The 21,649-nt window shown below is 23.4% G+C and carries 12 protein-coding genes and 1 other RNA gene; 6 read left to right on the top strand and 7 right to left on the bottom strand.

All coding sequences use genetic code 4. From position 1 onward, the window contains the following. Window positions 1–9 precede the first annotated feature (9 nt). On the top strand, window positions 10–252 hold the full coding sequence (locus LQ356_RS01165) for a hypothetical protein (protein ID WP_405311975.1): 243 nt from the start codon (window positions 10–12) through the stop codon (window positions 250–252). A 248-nt stretch (window positions 253–500) separates the two neighbouring features. Here LQ356_RS01165 and LQ356_RS01160 read toward each other — a convergent pair whose 3' ends face one another. Then, a complete protein-coding gene (locus tag LQ356_RS01160) occupies window positions 501–1,409 on the bottom strand; it encodes a hypothetical protein (RefSeq protein ID WP_405311974.1) in 909 nt (302 codons plus the stop codon). A gap of 62 nt (window positions 1,410–1,471) precedes the next feature. Next, window positions 1,472–4,225 (bottom strand): DNA gyrase subunit A, encoded by a 2,754-nt coding sequence (gene gyrA / locus LQ356_RS01155; RefSeq protein WP_405311973.1) that lies wholly within the window; start codon window positions 4,223–4,225, stop codon window positions 1,472–1,474. Window positions 4,226–4,383: 158 nt separating this feature from the next. Here gyrA and LQ356_RS01150 point away from each other — a divergent pair, with 158 nt between their 5' ends. Together LQ356_RS01150 and ffs are read left to right on the top strand one after the other, a co-directional pair. Continuing rightward, window positions 4,384–7,020, top strand: coding sequence for an AAA family ATPase (locus LQ356_RS01150; RefSeq protein ID WP_405311971.1), 2,637 nt, complete (start codon window positions 4,384–4,386; stop codon window positions 7,018–7,020). 11 nt (window positions 7,021–7,031) lie between these two features. After that, an RNA gene (gene ffs / locus LQ356_RS01145) (signal recognition particle sRNA small type) lies at window positions 7,032–7,124 on the top strand. A 6-nt stretch (window positions 7,125–7,130) separates the two neighbouring features. Here the strand turns inward: ffs and LQ356_RS01140 are convergent. From LQ356_RS01140 to LQ356_RS01125, 4 genes are all read right to left on the bottom strand, one after another. Then, complete coding sequence (locus tag LQ356_RS01140; RefSeq protein WP_405311969.1) at window positions 7,131–8,462, bottom strand: MAG4530 family protein; 1,332 nt, start codon at window positions 8,460–8,462, stop codon at window positions 7,131–7,133. Further along, window positions 8,444–9,367 (bottom strand): hypothetical protein, encoded by a 924-nt coding sequence (locus LQ356_RS01135; RefSeq protein WP_405311967.1) that lies wholly within the window; start codon window positions 9,365–9,367, stop codon window positions 8,444–8,446. Before LQ356_RS01135 ends, LQ356_RS01140 begins: the two co-directional genes overlap by 19 nt. Before the next feature lie 159 nt (window positions 9,368–9,526). Continuing rightward, complete coding sequence (locus tag LQ356_RS01130) at window positions 9,527–10,804, bottom strand: MAG4530 family protein (protein ID WP_405311965.1); 1,278 nt, start codon at window positions 10,802–10,804, stop codon at window positions 9,527–9,529. A gap of 254 nt (window positions 10,805–11,058) precedes the next feature. After that, the gene (locus LQ356_RS01125; protein WP_405311466.1) at window positions 11,059–12,567 is read right to left on the bottom strand and encodes a hypothetical protein; all 1,509 of its coding nucleotides are present in this window, start codon (window positions 12,565–12,567) and stop codon (window positions 11,059–11,061) included. 147 nt (window positions 12,568–12,714) lie between these two features. On the opposite strand from LQ356_RS01125, the gene LQ356_RS01120 reads away from it, so the two are divergent. From LQ356_RS01120 to msrB, 3 genes are all read left to right on the top strand, one after another. Next, a complete protein-coding gene (locus LQ356_RS01120; RefSeq protein ID WP_405311963.1) occupies window positions 12,715–13,500 on the top strand; it encodes a hypothetical protein in 786 nt (261 codons plus the stop codon). A gap of 18 nt (window positions 13,501–13,518) precedes the next feature. Next, window positions 13,519–17,214 carry a leucine-rich repeat protein gene (locus tag LQ356_RS01115; RefSeq protein ID WP_405311961.1) on the top strand — a complete coding sequence of 1,232 codons (3,696 nt, stop codon included), beginning with the start codon at window positions 13,519–13,521 and terminating at the stop codon, window positions 17,212–17,214. Between the two features lie 112 nt (window positions 17,215–17,326). After that, window positions 17,327–18,283: a peptide-methionine (R)-S-oxide reductase MsrB gene (gene msrB / locus LQ356_RS01110; protein ID WP_405311959.1), complete on the top strand. Its 957-nt coding sequence runs from the start codon at window positions 17,327–17,329 to the stop codon at window positions 18,281–18,283. A 16-nt stretch (window positions 18,284–18,299) separates the two neighbouring features. On the opposite strand, the gene LQ356_RS01105 is transcribed toward msrB, so the two are convergent. Then, complete coding sequence (locus LQ356_RS01105) at window positions 18,300–21,527, bottom strand: DEAD/DEAH box helicase (protein WP_405311957.1); 3,228 nt, start codon at window positions 21,525–21,527, stop codon at window positions 18,300–18,302. Window positions 21,528–21,649: the final 122 nt, after the last annotated feature.

The following is a 21,649-nucleotide window of genomic DNA, read 5'->3' as shown; positions in this document are numbered from 1 at the left end:
GTAATTTATATGTTTAATGAGGATAGTAAAATCATTAAAGATAAGAAAGACAAAGCTATGAAGCAAAGTGAATTTCAACAAACAGTTTTAATGGCAATTGACAAAATCAATATAAAAATTGATAAAATGGATACTGAGTTTCAAGATTTTAAAAATTATGTTATTAAAAAATTTGATAAACAAGAAAAATTTAATGAATCAATATTAAAAGAAATTAAAGTTCTTAAAAAATTCCATGAAAACGAATTATAAATAATTTTAAATATTAAACATAAAGCAAAGAAAAATCATAATTATATTATGGTTTATTTTTTATCATATTTCTTAAATCGATTAAAATGTAAATATATTTTTTTATTAATAAAAAAATATTAGCATTGAAAAAAAGTTAATTTAAGTTGTAATAGCCAAACTAACATAGAAATTTTATGAAAAATCAAGAAGTAACTCAATAATTTATTGATTCATATAATAACTAAGTTTTATCTGAAAAAATTCAATTAATTAGCTATGACATTTTTTCGTCTCATATAAGATTTTTTAGCAAGTCTTTCTTTATATAAATAATTATTTAAAATTAATATTTTTTGAATTGTAAATCCGATAAGACCAAATACTAAGAAAAATGTTCCAGAGAATATAAATGTTGCAAATGGATAAATAAAATAAATCGCTTTGCTTGATAATTTTAATTTTCCTTTAGTTAGGGATAAAATAGTATCAGTAAATCTTGTTTCTTGACGGTGTGAAATCGTAAATAAATTAGGAGTTATTTTTAGTTTATGTTTTAGACCTACTTGGTATATAATTTCATTTCCAAAACCTACAAGCATTCATACAAATATAAAAATTAAAAAAGCTCATAAAAATGATTTGATGTGAAATTTAACAATTCCTGAAAAAATGAAAATCATACCAATAAATAACATATAGCCATGAAATATCGTAGTATTTAAATTTAGAAATATTATGTTATCAAATACTCAATTAGGATATGCTAATAAAACAATACCGCCTGCATACAATGAAAAGATAGTTAAAAAATTTAAAATAATTTGCTTAACTTGTTTATTTCTTATTATTAAATAAAGTGGGATGAAATATAAAGGCATTGAACATAAAAAAACTGGTAGATTATGAGAAGCATTATAATCTCAATATCAATTCTTTTTATCAGGTTTTAAATGGAGACCTGTATAAATTTGCTTTAGAATTTCTAAAATTACAAGCAAAATTCAGCCAATTAATAAAATTGAAAAAACTCAAATATTTTTATGCTTTGATTTTATTAATATAACTGTAAAAATAATTGTTAAAGAAAATATTACTAATAATACCAAAAGATGAAATTTACCAAATGGTTTTGGCAAAGTCATTGGAGCATGTAATAAATCATATAGTTTTCGCATTTTAATTCCTTCTAGTTATATAACAAAAAAATCTTTTACTATATTGTAAAAGATAATTTATGTTATTCTTGATTTTCATCATCATTTGATGAATTAATATCAAGTTCCATTTCACGAGTAACTTCAATATATTCTTCTTTAGTTAATTCACGATCTTGTTGAATTTCAGATTCATCATATATTTTTGCAACTCCGACAATAGAAGCGTTTCTGCCTTTTAAATTAACGAGTTTAACACCTTTTGAATTTCTTCCAACAATTGAAACATCTTTAAGTGAAAATCTAATTGCAATTCCATCATTTGACATAATGATTAAATCTTCAATTCCATGTACTGTTGCAGCATATACTAATTTTCCTGCTTTATCACTATTTAAAGCCAAAACACCGCGTGCATTTCTTTTTGTTTTACGGTATGATTCAGCAAGTGACATTTTTCCAAAACCTTTAGCACCAATACTAAAAATATATTTACCGTTTTGAGAACTTGAAACCGAAACTACTTCATCACCCTTATCAAGTTTAATTCCACCAACACCCCGTGCAGTTCTTCCCATTGAACGAACTTCAGAAATATTAAATCTATTAACTCTTGAATTAGAACCAGCAATGAAAATTTCATCATTGTCCTTGCCAATTAAAGTATCGATTAATTCATCATCTTCGTCTAAAGAAAGAGCATATTTACCATTTTTGTTAATTTTTTCATATTCAGCAATAGCTGTTTTTTTAATAATCCCATTTTTAGAAACGGTAACTAAATAAGTTCCTTCTGAATAATCATTAATAGATAATATTTTAATTATTTTTTCTTCTTTTTCGATTGCTGGAATTATATTAATAATTGGAGTTCCTTTAGATTGTTTTGTGCCAACAGGAATTTCATATCCTCTAACTCGATATACTCTAGCTAAATTTGTAAATATTAATAAATCAGTGTGAGTATTAGCAATTAAAATATCTTTTATATCATCATCTTGATAAGTTTTCATAGTTGATGACCCAACTCCACCACGTTTTTGTTCGCGATATTCATCTAAATCAATTCTTTTTACATAACTATTTGAGCTAATTGTAATAACAACATCTTTTTGAGGAATTAAATCTTCATTATCAATGTCGCCCATTTCTCAATTAATTTCAGAACGACGACCATCACCATATAATTCTTTAATTTCATTTAGTTCTTTAACAATTAAATCAATTAACAAGGTTCTTGAAGCTAATATTGAACGATATTCAATAATTCTTGCATGAACTTGATCTAATTCTTCATTCATTTTTTCAATAGCAAGACCTGTTAAACGACCTAAACGCATATCAACAATAGCTTTTGCTTGAAGTTCAGATAAATTAAATTCCTTCATCAGTTTGCCTTGAGCTTCAACATCAGATTTAGAACCTTTAATAATTTCGATAACACGATCAATATTTTCAATACATATTTTTAGACCCTCAAGAATATGTGCTCTTGCTAAATCTTTTTCTAAATCAAATTTAAGTCTACGTGTAACAACTTCAATTTGGTGATTTAAATAAACTTCTAAACATTGTTTTAAATTTAAAAGTCTAGGTTCATTGTTAACTAAAGCAATCATGTTAAAACTAAAATTAGTTTGTAAACGTGTTAATTTGAATAATTGATTCAAAATAACTTCAGGTACATAAGTTTTTTTAATATCAATAGTTATTCTTATTCCATCACGATTTGATTCATCTTTAAAATCAGCTATTCCATCAATTCTTTTATTTTTGATATGTTCAGCAATTTTTTCCATGATCTCAGTTTTTTTAACTTCATATGGAATTTCAGTAATTATTATTCTACTTTTACCGTTAGCAAAATCTTGAATGTGAGCTTTTGAACGCATAGTAACAGAACCACGTCCTGTTTTATACGCTTCTTCTAGACCTGAACGATTAAAGATAATTCCACCAGTTGGAAAGTCAGGAGCTAATACTATTTTCATAAGTTCATCAATTGTAATTTCAGGATTTTTAGCTAATGCACAAACTGCATCAATAACTTCACCTAAATTGTGAGGAGGAATACTTGTTGCCATCCCAACAGCAATTCCACTAGTTCCTGATATTAGTAAATTTGGAAATCTAGCAGGCAAAACAGTGGGTTCTTTTTCGGATCCATCATAGTTATCAATAAAATCAACAGTATCTTTCTTTATTCCATCTACCATAGCAGCAGCAATTTTTGACATTCTAGCTTCTGTATAACGCATAGCAGCAGCTTCATCACCATCAATACTACCAAAGTTACCATGACCATCAATTAAAGGATAACGTAATGAAAAATCTTGAGCCATTCTAACCATAGCTTCATAAACAGAAGAATCGCCATGTGGGTGATATTTACCTAATACTTCACCAACTATTCTTGCTGATTTTTTATGTGCAGTGTTATAAAACATTCCAAGTTCACTCATTGCATATAATATTCTACGATGTACAGGTTTAAAACCATCACGAGCATCAGGTAAAGCACGTGAAACAATGACACTCATAGCATACTCTATGAATGATGATTTCATAACTTTTGCTAAATCAGTTGGTTTAAGTCCATTAGTTTCAGTTTCGAGAATTTGGCTTTGAACTTTATACCCCTCTTTTGCTTGAGGTATTTCTTCTTCATCTTCGTCAATTTCTTGAACTTCTTTTTTAGGTTCTTCGAAAACTTTTTTTATAGTATCATCAAAATCATAATATTTACTATCATCAGATTCATCAATTTCTGTTTCTAGTTTTTTTTCTTCAATTTCGCTTAATTCTTTTTTATTTTTTTCATCTTTTTTGTTAGGCATAGTTAGTTAATCCTTATCTTAGTTTTTTGGTCAATGTTAATAATTAATAAATTATACCAAAAAGTATAGTTTTAGTCTTCCTATTTTATAAATAAAATAGAGTTATAAATATTAACTTAATTAATGATATCATTTTAATATACAAAATAAGAGGTAATATGCAAGATAATAAAAAAAATAAAAAATTCGATATAAATGAAGAAACTAAAGAATTTGAATTTGTTTATAAATATCAAACTCCCAAAGAAAATGAAAATATTTTATTAAATGATATTCAAAACAACAAAAATGAACAAAATAGAATAAAAAATCTTTTAAATACTTCTGAAGAAATTGAAATTGAAACATTAATGAAAAACAGTGCTTATAAAACACCTGACGAGTTAGAAATTGATGAACTTTCAATGGAAGATAAAGAAGAGAAAACAAATAATTATGATGTTGATTATCTTTCTATTTTAAATAAAGATTTTAATAATTATGATTCAATGATTAAACAAAATGAACCGATAATTGTTGAAGAAAACAAAATAATAGTTAATGATATAAAAAGAGAAGAAGAAAACACTAAAAAAGAGAATATTATTCCATTTGTTATTAATTTACCTGATCAAACTAAACAAAAAGATATAAAAATTGTTAAAACTTTAGAGAATGAAGATAAAAATGTTGAAATAGAAAAATCAACAAATGAAAGTCAAAAATTGCTGCATTCACTAACTGATAAATCTAAATATACTGAAAGCAAGGAAAAAATCATTCCATTTGTTATTAATTTACCTGATCAAACTAATAAAAATGAAAGTCAAAATGTAAAATCATCAAATGAACTAGAAGAAAATAAAAATGATATTGAAAACAATATTCAAAAATTTGTTGAAAATGAAATAAACAAAAAAAATGATATTGTAAAAAACCTTAATGAAATTAAGGAAAATGAACAAAAAGTTAATTTTGAAGATATTTCAATTGATTCAAAAAGTTATTTAAAACATTTTATAGATCAAGTTGAATTGCTTAAGAAAAACACAAATTACTATGAAAATTTAATTGATTTAAAAGTAATACTTGAAAAAGAAACGGCCCTTAAAGGATTAAAACAACTTAAATTGTTTTTAAAAACTACTAACCTAAATATTTTTAGTTTTAATTATCTTAAATATCCAAATGCTACTAATAATATTAATTTTTTAATTTCACTATGAGAAAGATATTCTTGGATGAACGATTCTAAATCAAATGAATACATTATTTTGGATGATAATTCAATTGAATTTTTAATTAAACAAATTGTTCTAGAATTTCACATTCTCGTTTACAAAAAAATTGGTTTACAATATTTATTACTATCAGATCTAAACAATTACAATTATTTAATTTTTAATGATGTTTTATTCTTAAATAATGAAATTAGACCACTTCATTCAATTTCCGCAAAAAATTCAATATTTTCTAAATCCAAAAATATTTTAATGGAAATATTTAATAATATAAATATTGAAAATAAAGAATCATATGAACTAAGAAAAGAAAAGATAATTTTAAGTTTTAAAAAAATATTTGCAAACAAAAAAGCAATTAAACTAGAAAACTTTGATTTTGCATTCTTTAAATCCAATTTATATGAAAAATTTAATGAAATATTTTTTAAAAAAATTAATGTTTACACATTAATTAATAACAATGAAATTAATATTACTAAACTAGATGAAATAATTTTTACTAACTTTATTGAATATTGAAATTTAAGTACGAAGATTGAAAAAGATGAAAATGATAATTTAGTGTTAAATATTTGGCCAATATTTATTTATTCTCTATATATTCTTTTCGCTAATTTCTTTAAATTTGAAGCAGAAGAAAGTTTAATGCTTAAAGAACCTAATCAATGATTAATATATGGAGCGCCTGGCACTGGTAAAACATATATGTTAAGCAATTTGATTCAAAAATACAACAAAAATATTGATCTATTTTTACACAGAAAATATTTAAATTTCTATTCAGGAACTAATTATTCAAACTTTATTGGTAAAACAAAATCATATATCAATGAAGAAGGAAAAACGATTTTCCAATTTATACCTGGTGATTTTATAAAAATGCTTTCACTAGCATATAAAAATCCTGATATAAATTATGTATTGATTATTGAAGACGTAAACAAAGCAGATTATTCAAATATTTTTGGAGAATTTTACCAATTATTAGATCGAAATAATTTTGGAAATAGTTATTATTATTCATCTTTAAATAAAGATTTGATAAATTACTTTATTAATGAGGAAAAAATTGATATAAATAATCCTAAATTAAATAAATTTGAAAAATTATTTAATTATCTAGGTAATGATGATTGAGAAATTAAATTACCTTATAACTTCTATATTTGAGCAACAATAAATGGTGAAGACAAATCAGATAAAACTATTGATGCTACATTTAAACGTAAATGAACATTAAAATTTATTGATTTTGATTTATGTCCAAAAAAACCAAATATTTTCTGAAATGAATTTAGAAGAAATGTAAATGAAAAATTAATCTCAATCCAAACTTCGGGTGATAAATTACTTGGTTATTGATATATTAATGATTTAATCGGACCAAAATCAAAAGAAGAAGTTGTTAAAAAGGCCATTAAAAATAAAGTTATTCCATATTTATTTGATTTAGTTAAAGATAAAAAAGAAATTTTTTCATTCAGTGAATATAAATTTAATAATATAAGTTTAATAAACGATAACTTTAATGAATGATGAGCTAAATACAAAAACAATAAGATACATAATTAATTTGTTATAATAAAAAAGCCACAAGAACAATAACCTTGTAATCTGGTCAGGATGGAGACATAGCAGCCATATCAAGAAGTATCGTGTCTTGTGGTTTTTATTATTTTTGTTTATAATCTATCAATTAATTTATTTACCAAAAGATATCTAATATCAATTTCATTATATTTATCATATACAGGGTTTAAACATTCAAAATTAGTTAATAAATTTAAATAATCTTGTTTTCTTGTTTGAATTTTTTTAACAAAATTTTGTTTTTCATTTTGATTTGCAAATTCAAGTTTTAAATTTATTAATGATTTATTTTGGGAAGTTGAACTTTTAAAATAATCATTAGTTAATGCTTCTTTTGCTTTTTCATTGCAAGTTAATTCATATGTTTTATTGCATAAATTAATAATTTTAGGATTTTTAATAATAAAATTAATTACTTGTTGTGTTTTTGATATTAAATCAGACAATTGATTTTCAATAAATAATTCAGGAATTTTATTTGTAATAAAATCATTTAATTTTGCTTTAAACTCTTTATTTTCTAAATAATATTGAGTTCTATTAAGATGATATTGAACAAAATAATTATCAATTTTATTACACAAAAATGCTTCTTCTAAAACTACAAAATCAATTTTCTTTTTCAAATTTAATAAATAAGCTAAATCAAAAATTGTATTGTAAATTTTTGTTTCTTCGGCATTTAGGTGCAATAATAAAAATAATTGTTCACATTTCATTGCGACCATTCAATAATAATTTGGTACTAAAATTTTGTTTTTGATTTCAAAAAATTTATTAACTACAACTTTAGGTCTCAAAACCTCAATTGGAACATCTTCAACATTTGTTTTGTAGTAAATATTAGAATCTAATACTTTAGTGATTTTAAAATTTTCTAATTTAAATTCGTGAAATTCAAAATTAATTTTTTTATTTGAAGAATCAACTGACATAAAATCTAAATCATTAGGTTTACGATAAAAAAAGTTATATTTATGAAGTATTGATGCACTTCCTTGTAAGGCTAATTGTTGCTCAAACATTTTTTCTACAATAAATTTTTTTAGTTCATTATACTCAACACATTTCTTCGGATTTTGAAATTTGATTCTAAGTAAATGTTTATAAGCTAAAAATGATTTGAAAATATTTCTCTTAAAATTTTTTGATAATCTTGAAATAAAAATTAATTTTAGCAAATTAGATACTCATAAAATTGAAAGAATAATATTTCAAAAAATAGCAGCATAAAACCCTTCTGCATTAGAAACAATTAATTCTCTTGCATTTATGACGACTGGTATTCAAATTGATGTCATTATAGTAAAAATTGTTAAAAAGAAAAATGCAATTGAACGTAAAACAATTGATTTTTTTGCTTTAGCTTTGTATTTTTTAATCGAATCAATAAATAAAAAGTTAGTTAGTAATGGTTTTGTCATGCTAAAAAATTATCTCAATATCTTTTTATAGCAGTTGCAAATAAATCATTTATTTTTTCATACATTCAATATGAATTTCTTCTAACTCTCCAATAACCTCAGAATCATCGAGAAGTTTTATTTTTTAGATTCCATCAAATACGATAATATCTATTTCTTATATATACTAAATTTTCTTTTTTATTTTGTAAAAACCCTAATTCTGTTATTTCAGTTTTTATATTTTCAAAATCTTGCAAAAAATATTTAAGAATTAAATCAAATATTATTCCTGCTGCTACTATAGCTTTTCCAATGTTTAAAATAGTATCAATTTGCGGTATACCCGTTTGTTCTTCGGGAATATATATGTTTTTTATAATGTTTTCTGTAATATGTTCACTCCATCATTCAACAAAACTTTTATAACCCTCTAAATTTTTGAAAATTGAATTTAAAACATATTTATAACCATTCTCAATAATTTCCTTAAATTCATAATCGTCAATAAAACTGAAAAATTTTTCTTTATCATAATATTCTTGAATTTCTTCATTACTCAAATTGACATTTTGAACATATGAACTATACAATGAATATGATGATTCTGATTGTTTTTTATCATTGTTTTTATTTTGCAAAAATTTTTTCATTCAAGCAATTGCATTATTTAGTTCAAAATATTTATCATTTTCAAAATATTTTTCTCGGGAACTTTTTGTTCTTATTGTATTTTTAGTTGATTTACGATTAATTTCATTATTAAATTGATTAATTTTATTAGAAAAATTTAATAAAAAATTAATTTCTTCTTGCGTTAAATTCTTTCCTTTTAATAAAATTTCTCCATATTTTTTAAAATTTTCTATTGTAAAAACATCCTTTGTTTCTTCGTTATATTGTTGAATATAATCAGTATTTATCATTCATCTACCACCTTTAAATTTACCATTTTTTTATAATTATAACAAAAAAATAGATATACTAAAAGTTCATTGTAAATGATTGATAAATAATAAATTTATATTTATAATTTATCAATTAATTTATTTACCAAAAGATATCTAATATCAATTTCATTATATTTATCATATACAGGGTTTAAACATTCAAAATTTGTCAATAAATTTAAATAATCTTGTTTTTTTGTTTGAATTTTTTTTAACAAAGTTTTGTTTTTCATTTTCATTTGCAAATTCAAGCTTTAAATTAACCAAGGATTTATTTCGAGAAGTTGAACTAGTCAAATAATCATTAGTTAATTCTTCTTTAACTTTTTCATTGCAAGTTAATTCATATGTTTTGTTACATAAATTAAAAATTTTATGATTTTCAATAATAAAATTAATAATTTGTTGTGTTTTAGTAATTAAATCAGATAATTGATTTTCAATAAATAATTCAGGAATTTTATTTGTAATAAAATCATTTAATTTTAATTTAAACTCCTCATTTTCTAAATGATATTGAGTTCTATTAAGGTGATATTGAACAAAATAATTATCAATTTTGTTGCATAAAAATGCTTCTTCTAAAATGCCAATATCAATTTTCTTTTTCAAATTTAATAAATAAGCTAAATCAAAAATTGTATTGTGAATTTTTGTTTCTTCGGCGTTTAGATGAAGCAATAAAAATAATTGTTCACATTTCATTGCAATCATTCAATAATAATTCGGTACTAAAATTTTATTTTTGATTTCAAAAAATTTATTAACTATGACTTTAGGTCTCAAAACCTCAATTGGAACATCTTCAACATTTGTTTTGTAGTAAATATTAGAATCTAATACTTTAGTAATCTTGCAATCCTCAAGTTTAAAATCTTCAAATTCAAAATTAATTTTTTGATTTGAAGCATCAATTGACATAAAATCTAAATCATTAGGTTTACGATAAAAAAAGTTATATTTATGAAGTATCGATGCACTTCCTTGTAAGGCTAATTTTTGTTCAAACATTTTTTCTGTGATAAATTCTTTAAGTGGATTATATTGAACGCATTTCTTAGGATTTAAAAATTTAATTTTAAGTAGATTTTTAAAAGCTAAAAGTGAGTTAAAAAAATTTTTTTTAAAGTTTTTAATTATTTTATTTAAAAAAATTAATTTCAATAAATTAGTTGTTCAAATTATAGGAACAACAATACTATAAATTATTAATATATAACCATGTTCTGCATTTTTAACACTTGATCCTGTATATATTTTGTTTAATATAACTAAAATAGAAGCAGTAGTAGTTAAAATTAATAAAAAGGTTAAAAAAATAGCTGCTACGATTCTTAAAAATATAAAAATCTTTCATTTCTTTATATTTTGCTTAATTCCATTATAAAACAAAAATTTAATGTCAGCAACCACTTAAATTCCTTGTATAGTAAATTCAACTTTTTGTATTTTTTATTTATTATACAAAATCATTTACCTTTTTTCGGAACATAATATATTAAAATCTGCCCCATTTGAATTTTTAACAAGAAACAAAAAACGTTTTTCCGTGCCCCAACCAAAAAAAAAAAAAAAAGTGTGAAACGTCAAACAAATTGACCCACTTAAAAGTATAGATTAAAAGTCATAAATCTCAATAATTAAACCAATTTATAATATGTATTTTTTTAAAAATTAATTATTTTTGATAAATACTCACGTTCATTTTTTAAATCTTCAAATATTTCATTTAAAATCAACATTTCATCTTTAAAAAAATGATCTTTATCTTCTAGTGATTTTAATATAGATATTTTTTTCTCAATTATTGAATGCACATAATATGTGCTTGTAATTAATTCAGCTAATTTTTTTGCTTCTTCAATATTCATATTAATCTTTTTTCTATAAGCAAAATTAATCATAAATTCATATCTTTTATCTTCAACTTCTATTGCTTTATATCTTTTGCTATGAGACCTAAAATATAATTTCATATCAGTTCCTATAACAAAATTAAATTCACCATTATCAACAATATTTACTCTTTTATTGGTTTCTGAATGAATTGGCATATATCATTTGTTTTGATATTTAACTGCACCATTGTTTATAGTTCTTTTAATAGTCAAATCGAAAAATTTATCAAGCTCATTTGTTATAGGCATAAAAACATTTTGTTTTTCTTTAATAGAACAACATGAATTTATTTTTTCAATAATTTTATCTTTAGATTCATTAGCCAATTTAACATTATCAATATTATTTAGTTTAAAAAAGAATGGGATATTTTTTTGAAAAGTATCTCATTTTCTTTCTACGTGAGACTTAAAAGTAGGATTTGAAGAAGTTAAAAATTCAATTCCTCTATTTTTTACTTCTAAAAAAGTTTTTGCATTACTAGTTTCATCATGTCAAAAATTCATCCTATTATCAGCAAATATTTTTCTTGGATAACCATATTTATTAAAAATGTTTTCTAAAAGTGTTTGATATCCATTTAATGTTTCTGTTCCTTCTTCAAAATATAAATCAAGTACTTTATTTGTTCCAACATCAACAGCCATTAAACAAGTTGATTTAATTTCATTATTAAAATAATAATGAGTGCAGCCATCTATCTCTACTATATCTCCGTATTTATAATTATTTGCAAAATTAAATCTAAATTTTTGTTTTTTCTTTGGTTGTGAAAAGGTTAATTTTCCTTCATAATAAATATGTTCTTTTATTTCTTTTTTCTTTCTGCTTTTCCTAGCTTCTTTGCGCCCTTTTTTAGTTGCATATTTACTTGCAAAACCTTCTTTTTTTAATCTCTTAACTAAATTTGAATATGAAATTTTAATGTCATTTTTGCCAATAATAAGATCTAAATTTTCATAAAAAATTCTTAATGTTAAATATGAACAACTTTCATTTTCAACATTTCCACCTGTAATTTTTGCATTTTTTTCATATGTCTTACCTAATTGTATTATTAATTCATCATTATATTTTTTTGCATTTTGATTTCCCATATTTTTATGAGATATATCAATTTTTCCATTTTCATTCAAAATTTTTCTTTTTCACCTTTTAATTGTTGAAATACTAACACGTGCAATTAATGATAATGCTTTATTTGTAAAATTAATATTACGCAATATTGTGCTAACTATTCTTTCGTTTCTTGAAATTATATTTTCTTTAAAAGTCATAATAATATTCTCCATCAAAAACTTAAAAGTTGGTGGGTCAATTTGTTTGACATTGGAAGTTTTTCCGTGCCCCAACCAAAAAAAAAAAAAAAAAGACTTTCTAATTTATAATAAGAAAAAAATAAACGAAACAAAATGGAGTATAAAATGGAAACAGTTAAAAAATTTTATTTGGCTGAAAGAATAAATCCTTCAACCAAATTACCTATATTTTTCATTAACGAAATGGGTGTAAAAACACCTGCTAAACAATTTAATGAATTCTTGAGTGGACTTAATGAATTTATTAATACAGCAAAAGATTATAAAGCTTCTGCTGCAATATATTTTCATAAAGATGATATGTATAAAGGATATTTACCATATGAAAAAGTAATTAGTTTAGTTGATAAATTAAGTAAAGAAAAAGTTAATAACAAAACTATTATTGAATCTTTGGTAACAAATAAAGTTCTATTACCTATTGTTATGCCTAAAGGAAAATCAGATACAACAATGGCAATGGCAGTAACAGCTTTAGATTTAGATGAAAAAGCAAAAGAAATTAAATTTATGTTAAGTAGTAAAGATAAGGATATTGAAGATGTTGTAATAGGAGATATTAAATGAGACTTACCAGGATTTCAAGTTGAAATTATTAAAACTATGATTAATGATGGTAAATTAGATATTTACTATACAGTATCAAAAGATGGAAAAATTAAATCATCGCCATTTATTAAATCAATGACTGGATTCGGAACTGAAAAAATTGAAGTTTCAACCGCTAGATCAATCTATGAAGATATGCAAATTAAAACTCAAAATGATGCATCAATAAGTAAAAAATTTCAAACTAAAGCTTGAATAATGTTTACTGCATTATCAGTTATGGCTATAATCAGTTTAATTATTTTGGTTATGGTTTTAATAAAAATGTATGTAATAAAATAAAGATAAGGTTTTAATAATATGAGTAAAAATATAATAAAAAAACCTATTAACAAAAAAGTAAAACTATTAAAAATGATCTTTTCAGCACTAGGAACAACTGTCTCAATTCAATTAGCTACAGCGGTGGTTTTAGGTGCAAAAAGCATCAAAGATTTACAAGATCAAAATTGAAAAGCTGAATTCAATCGTATTTTAGCTTCAAATAGTGTAATAACTAAAGATTTAGTTAAAAGATATGCAAATCGACCAGAAATTGATGAAATTATCTTACCTCCTAATGTTAAAGAATTAGGTGATAATGTATTCAGTAATTTTAAACATGTTAAAAAAATAACGATTACTAAGCAAACTGGTTTAATCGGTAAAGATGCATTTAAAGGTATTACTTCACTTGAAGAAATCAATATTCCCGATAAATCGCATATTATTGGAACACAAGATTTACCTGATAATATAAAAATTAAATATGGAAATGAAGAACATACTAAAGCTACTTGAAAAGCCAAATGAAATCAAGAAAACCTAACTTTAGAAGATAGTGTTACTTCACTTTCATATAATGCATTAAAAGAATGTGACAAAATTAAAACATTAGATACTAATAAAGTTGAACAAATTTCAGCTAATACATTACCTAATGCAAATCTAAAAGAATTAACTTTAAACGATGCAATTAAACAAGTAATCAAAAAAGAATTATTTAATCCTGATTTTTCAATTAAAAAATTAAATATTGGAAAAGCACTTGATGTTATAGATTTACATAATCAACTAAAACAAATCAAAGAAATTAAACATGTAAAAATCTTGGAAACTATTTCTAAAATTAGCGATAATGCTTTTAAAGATGTTAATATTCAAAAAATCGATCTAGCTTCTACAATTAAAGAAATTGGAAAAAATGCTTTTGAAAATTCAAAGATAACTGAAATTGATCTTAAAAATACTGAAATTATTTCTGAAGATGCATTTAATGCTTCACAGCTAAAAAAGGTAACATTTAATAATTCAACTTTAAAATCAATAAAAAATAGAGCATTTGCAAACTGTGCTTTTGATGATATTAATTTCCCAGATAACATTGATGAAATAGCAGATAATGCATTTTCTGAAACTTCAATATCAAACATTTTAACAATTGGAAAATTATTAGAAAAATCAAATATAGGAAAAGTTATATCAAGTTTTTCTATGATTGCAAACTTAACAGTTAAAGGAAATATCGAAAAAATTCCTGCTATGTCGCTTGCAAATATTAACGTTAATACTTTAACATTAGAAAATGGTATTAAAGAACTTGAAAGAAAAGCGCTACATAGAGCTACAATTAAGCATTTAAAATTTGCTGATACTATTGAAAAAATTTATAAATCTAATAATCAAGAAACAGATGATGATGGAACATTTTCAAAAGTTGAACAAATTGATACTATAGAAATAGGTAAAGGTTTACAAAATTGTTCAGATTTACAAGAACTATTTTTCTATGGACGCAATAAAACATTCAATCGTTTTGTTAATTTAAAATTGACATCAACAATTGATTCATTAGATGAAAATATGTGAAATTCATCAATTGGTTCAAAAACAATATATGTTGAACAAATTTTATTAGATAATAAATTTACTTCATTAGGAAATAAAACATTTAAAAATGTTAGTTTCAAGAAAATTAATCTAAACAACATTACTGATTTAGGAAAACAAAACTTTGTTTCTTGTGATTCCTCATTGGATTTAGATTTTTCAGAGGCCATGACCAAAATTAGTGATGAAGCATTCATGAATACAACTTGTTTTAATGATGGAAAAACATTAAATCTTAAAAATGTAACTGAAATTGGTGACAAAGCATTTCTAAATTCTTCAATAACTAAAATTGATTTAGCTAAAGTTACAAAAATTGGTGCTAATGCTTTTGAAAATTCTAAGCTTTCAGGAGTATTAGATTTAGCTAATGTTGAAGAAATTAACAATGGTGCATTTAGACACTGTAATGATTTAAAACAAACAATCAATGGAAATATATCTAAAATAGGTAATGAAGCATTTTATGAATGCTCAAAACTTGAATCTGTTAATTTATCAAATCCTGAATTAAAAGAAATAGGTGATGAAGCATTTTACAATTGTGGTGTATTAAAAGAAATAAATCTTGAATCTGTTGAAAAATTTGGAATTTCATCGTTTGAAAAATGTGCAGAATTAACAAATATAAACCTTAAGAATGCAACAACAATAAGAAAAAATGCATTCCTTGAATGTACAAAATTAGAAACTATTGGCGAATTTGAAAAAGAAGTTGAAATTGGCGAATATGCATTTACAAATGATAAAAATCTAAAAACATTTAAACTAGAAAATGTAACAAAATTAGGTAGAAACGCTTTTGAAAATTGTGAAAAACTAGAATTAAATAATAAATTTAATGATCAAATCACAAATATACCAGAATCATGTTTTGCAAATTGTGGAAATATCAAAGAATTAGATTTTAATAACATTCAAACTCTTGATAAAAATGCTTTCATAAATGCATTTAATCTAAAAATTAAAAATAGTAAAAACTTAATAATTATTGGTGAATATTCATTATCAAATGTAGCAAAAAACAACAAAATGGATACTTTTGATACTGATAATCTTGAAGAAATACAAAACAATGGATGCCAAGGCTTATTTGTTAAAAAATTAAATCTAAAAAATATTAAAAAGTTAGGTAGTGAAGCATTTAAAGAATCATCTATTGAAGAAATTATTGATCTTGAAAAATCAAATCTTAAAGAAATTCCTCAAAACGCTTTTTCTAAATGCCAACAATTAGAAGAAATAAATTTATCTAAGATAGAAAAAATTAATGATTTTGCTTTCTATCTATGTAGCAAATTAACTAACATTGATTTATCAAACGTTAAAACTTTAGGTGTTAGATCATTTCTAAATGCAAGTTCTATTAAAAAAGTTAACTTATCTTCTCTTGAACAAGAAGAATTGCCTGAAGAAGTATTTGGAAAATGTACTAATCTAGAAGAAGTTACATTATCTTCAAATGTAAAAACTATTGGAAATAACGCCTTTACAGCATGCTCAAATTTAACAAAAATTAATTTAGAAAATGTTCAAAAAATAAAAACTAGAGCATTTTACAACAACACATCATTAAGTGAAATTGATTTAACTTCATTAGAAAGACTTGAACAAGAAGCTTTCTCAAATAATAGAAATCTTTCAAAAGTTACATTAGGTAACTTATTGAAAAATATTCAAAAAGGAGCATTCAAAAATTCAAGATCACTTAAAGAAATTGATTTTAATAAAGTTCAAACTATAGAAGATGAAGCATTTAAGGACTCAGGATTGAGAACATTAACTATGACAGATGACCTTCATAGAATAGGAAAAAGTGCTTTTGAAAATGTTAATTTTAGTGATTTAGATTCATTAAAATTCCAAACTTGAACTAAAATTAATAAACATGCTTTCAAAAATGCAAGTTTTAAGGAAAATGCTGAAATCGACTTCAATACTAGAACTGTAACAATTGAAGAAGAAGCATTTTATGGAATTAAAAATGTTCAACTAATTAAAAATGGAAGTAAGGTCGATAAAGTCGGCAATAGAGCATTTGCGCGTTCTTCATTGTCAAATAAAGGCCTTACAAAAGAAAATACATTTCCTAATGCTGAATTTGGTAATGATGTATTTAGTGCTTAATTAATTAAACAAAAGGGAAATCTTATTGATTTAAGGTTTCTTTTTTTGTATATTGTCTAACACTAAATATATAATATATAAGCCGAAATTGTGAAAGGAATTATAGTTAATAATGAATAAAATATATTTAGCAGGCGGATGCTTTTGAGGTATACAAGCATATTTTTCAAAAATAAAAGGGATTGTAGAAACAAAAGTTGGATATGCAAATGGACTTACAGAAACAACAAATTATAAGATTTTAAAAACAACAGATCATGCTGAAACTGTTGAAATAATTTATGATGAAAATATAATCAATTTAGCAGAAATACTTGAAAGATTTTTACTGATAATCGATCCATACTCAATAGATAAACAAGGTAATGATATTGGAAGACAATATCGCACATCTATTTTTTATATTGATGAATATAGTAGAAAATGTGCAGAATTAACTTTGAAAATATTTGAAAAATTGAACTCAAACAAAAAAGTAGCTGTTGTTGTAAAAAAATTGGAACATTTTATAAAGGCAGAGGAATATCATCAAAACTATTTAGAAAAAAATCCTTGAGGATATTGCCATATAGATTTAGATATTTTAAATAACTCGTTATCAAAATTTAAAAAAATAAATTTAGATAATATAAAAAGTCATTTAAATTTAGATGATTTGTCATATAAAGTAATGATAGATAAATACACAGAGAAACCATATTCTTCTGAAATATATTTAAAAAATGATGTTGGCTTATATGTTGATAAAATAAGCAAAGAAGTATTATTTTCATCTGAAGACAAATATAATTCAGGTTGTGGTTGACCTTCATTCACAAAAGGAATAACAACTGATTGTATTAACTATACTAATGATTATTCACACAATCTTAATCGCATTGAAACAACTTCAAATATTCAAAACTCACATTTAGGTCATGTATTTAATGATGGGCCAAAAAATAAAGGTGGACTTAGATATTGTATTAATGGTACATCACTTGTCTTTATTCCAATTAATAAATTAATTGATTCTGAATATGAAAACTTTTTACCATATTTCAAAAGTTATGTAGACTCGCAAAAATAAAAAATAAATAGTTAAACTATTTATTAATTAATGTATTAATTATTCTAAACATTGCCGGTTTGTTTTCATTAAATCTAAAATTTGATACTCGATATATTGGATAACCTTTAACAGCCATGAAATCAGTTTTGATTTTATTATCAATAAATTCATCCATATTAATTTCGTCAGCCACTGAATCAAGGTTAAGTCCAACAATAAAATTGTTTTTATTGTCTAATATTGCCATATCGATACTATATGAACCGATGCAATAATCTAATTTTATTTTTATCTCGTTAGCAAATGTTTGTTGTGAAAGTCATGAATTTATTTCAAAAATAAATTGTGATTTTTTTAACTTATTTTCTTCTGATAATGCAATTTTAGTATAAACTTTTTGCTTATCAGCACTTAATTGAATATATGCAAGTCATTTTTTAAATGTTAATAAATTATCATTTTTAGGATCGATTTCAGTATTTTTAATGCTTTTAATAATTATCATTTTATCTTTAGCACGAGTAATTGCAACATTTAAAGCATTTCTACCTTTTTTAGATCCAATATAAGTTGCATGTAATGAGGTTTGTGCGGTATAACTTATTGATGCAATAACTAGATTTGCTTCATCACCTTGAATATTTTCAATATTTCTTAAAATAACTTTGTCTTCCAATGCTTCAAATATCTTAGGAGATTTTAAAGCAATTTGTTCATAAATATAATCTTGTTGCTTACGGTTAAATGCTAATAAAATTATTGAATTATATTTCTTGAGATTTTTTTCACATATTTCAATCATCTTTTCGCATTCAATAACATTATGATTATCTTCTCATATTCCATTAACATCAACAACTTCAATACTTATTTTATTGCGTTGAGAAAAATTGTCTAATCCTTTTAATTCAGAATTATAAAATTCTTTGCTTGAAAATAAAACTAATTCAGATGAATTTGAACGATAATTCATTTCCAAAACATATTTTGGCAAATGGTTATGAATTGCTCAATCAAGCAATGAAGTTATTTCAGCTTCAGAATATTCATCTTCAGTTTCATCACGAGTTGCAAATCAATTAGTTGGTTGCATTTGTTGGCTATCACCAGCAACAATAACTTTTTTACTTATTGAAATAAAAGGAATTGCTTTTTCGATAAAAATCTGCGAAGCTTCATCAAAGATAACATAATCAAAGCGATCTTTTTCAAAATCAACAAAGTTAGCTAATATTTCAGGCGTTCCAACAAATATGTTATAAACTTGTTTAATAATGTCATTGAACAAAAATGTTAAAAGATAAGGGCTTGTAACTTTCCTTTCCAAACGACCGAAGAATCGATTTAATTTTTGTAGCTTTTGTTCACTTTGGCCACGGTAGATATTTAATTTTTTCTTACTAATTAAAGCAGCATTGTTATAAATAGCTTCTAAAAGTTCAGGAGTAGTATTATTTATACTTTTAAAATCTAAAAAGCGTGAATATTCATGTTCTTGATTGTCAAATTCAATGAACGAATTTAGTCTTATAAAGTTTGATAATTGAACTAAATCATTAATTTTAAATTCAGGTAATCATTTACGGTGGAATCAATATAATTTTCTAGTTAATCAATAATTATAATTAAATTCTTTTGAGTATGTTTTTAAAAATGTATCATCTTTATTTGCACGTAATTTTTTAGCAATTTTATGTTTTGATATTTTACGATAATATTTAAAAATCTTTAGAAAGTCATTTTTTGATCTGAATTTGTTAAAAATACGATAAAACTTTTCAAAATTTTTAACATTTTCATTTAGATTACCTTGTGATTTTAAGTTTTGATATGCTTTTAAATCTTTATTAAAGATTTCACCAATTTCTGATTTAGCATCCAAATATTCCATTTCATTTTTATGAAAGAAACTTGTGTCATATTTATCAATATCTTTATATTTAAATGAATTGTTTATTTTTTCAAAATAATCTATTATTGGTTTATAAAAGTATTCTTTTTCACTCTTGCTTGCTTTAGGTGATTCTAGAAATTGAAACATCATGTTTTGATATTCGCCAAGTCTTTTAAGTACAACATCCAATGCTACTTTTTTTTGTGATATAAATAAGGCTTTTTTATTATTCTTAGCAATATTAATTAATATATTAGCAATAGTTTGTGACTTTCCAGTTCCTGGAGGCCCTATAATAATTGATGAATTTTCAAGTGTTCCAATAATTGCCTTTTCTTGGCTAAAATCCGATGGAGTAACACGGGCTATATTAGATTTTTCTAATGATTTTTCATATGCTTCTTTATTATAGTTAAACAAATCATCAACACTAATTAGCTTATCTATTTTTTCTTGGGCGATTAAATTTAACATAATTTCTCTTAATTTTGACCCAATAGGATTAGCTTGTACTAAAACTGTTCCAGCAGAAAGTTCAATAGTTGCATTATTTTCAAAATCTTTTTTGCTAAGTTCTGTGAATGGATTAAAAAATAAATCTTGCTCATATGCATCATGATTAGCTAAAAATGATTTTTCAATTCCATTAATATCATCAATAGCATTTGTTAAAGAAATTTCCTCGCCATCAACTAAAATAGGTAATTTTATTTCACTATGTTGTTCAATTAAATATTTTAATTTTTCATTGATTATAATATTGTCGTCAAGACTTTCAAGAAAAATAGAGTCATTTTCAACTGTTATTTTAACGGCTTTTAAAATAAATGGAGCATATAAATAAACATCATCTTTTCTAAACTTTAAGAAATATGTACCTATATATAAAGGTCATAAGTTAGTTTCTGAATATATTTCTTCTAGTTTTTTAGCATTTGATTTTCAAGTTTTAATGAAATTTGAGTTTATGTCAATAATTCTCTTTTTGTAAAAATTTAATCATTTATATGGATCTGAAGACAAATTTTCTTGCATTTTAGGAGTAATTTGGAAATCATTGCTAGACATTCAAAGTTTAAATCCAGATATAGTTTTAATCGTTTCGAGTTCCAAAACATTTTGCTTTTCTATACTGTTTTTTAATTGTATTTTAAAATTATTAGAATTAAATAAATCACGTAAGTTTTTAATTCCAATTATTTTTTTAAGATCACAATTAATATTTGAAAGTTTAAAAAATGTTGCATAATCACCCTTACTTTTAATGTCTAATAAATTATTTGCCAATCTTTTATATTTTGAATCATAAATTTTTTTAATATCGATTTTTTTAATTTTATTACTATCAAGTGTAAAAATTTGCTTCATATATTATCCTTAAAAACGCCTATTTCTATTTACTACTTAATTATAGAGAATTAAAAATATATATTCAAATTTAATAAAATAATGTTTAGTATAAAAATATATAAATTTTTAATATAAAATTT

Origin of the sequence: Metamycoplasma faucium (assembly GCF_045160055.1) — a bacterium.
In the GTDB taxonomy this organism is placed as follows: Bacteria; Bacillota_I; Bacilli_A; order Mycoplasmatales; family Metamycoplasmataceae; genus Metamycoplasma; species Metamycoplasma faucium.
The sequence above is the reverse complement of the archived record's forward strand: the minus strand, read 5'-3'. Positions and strand labels throughout refer to the sequence as shown.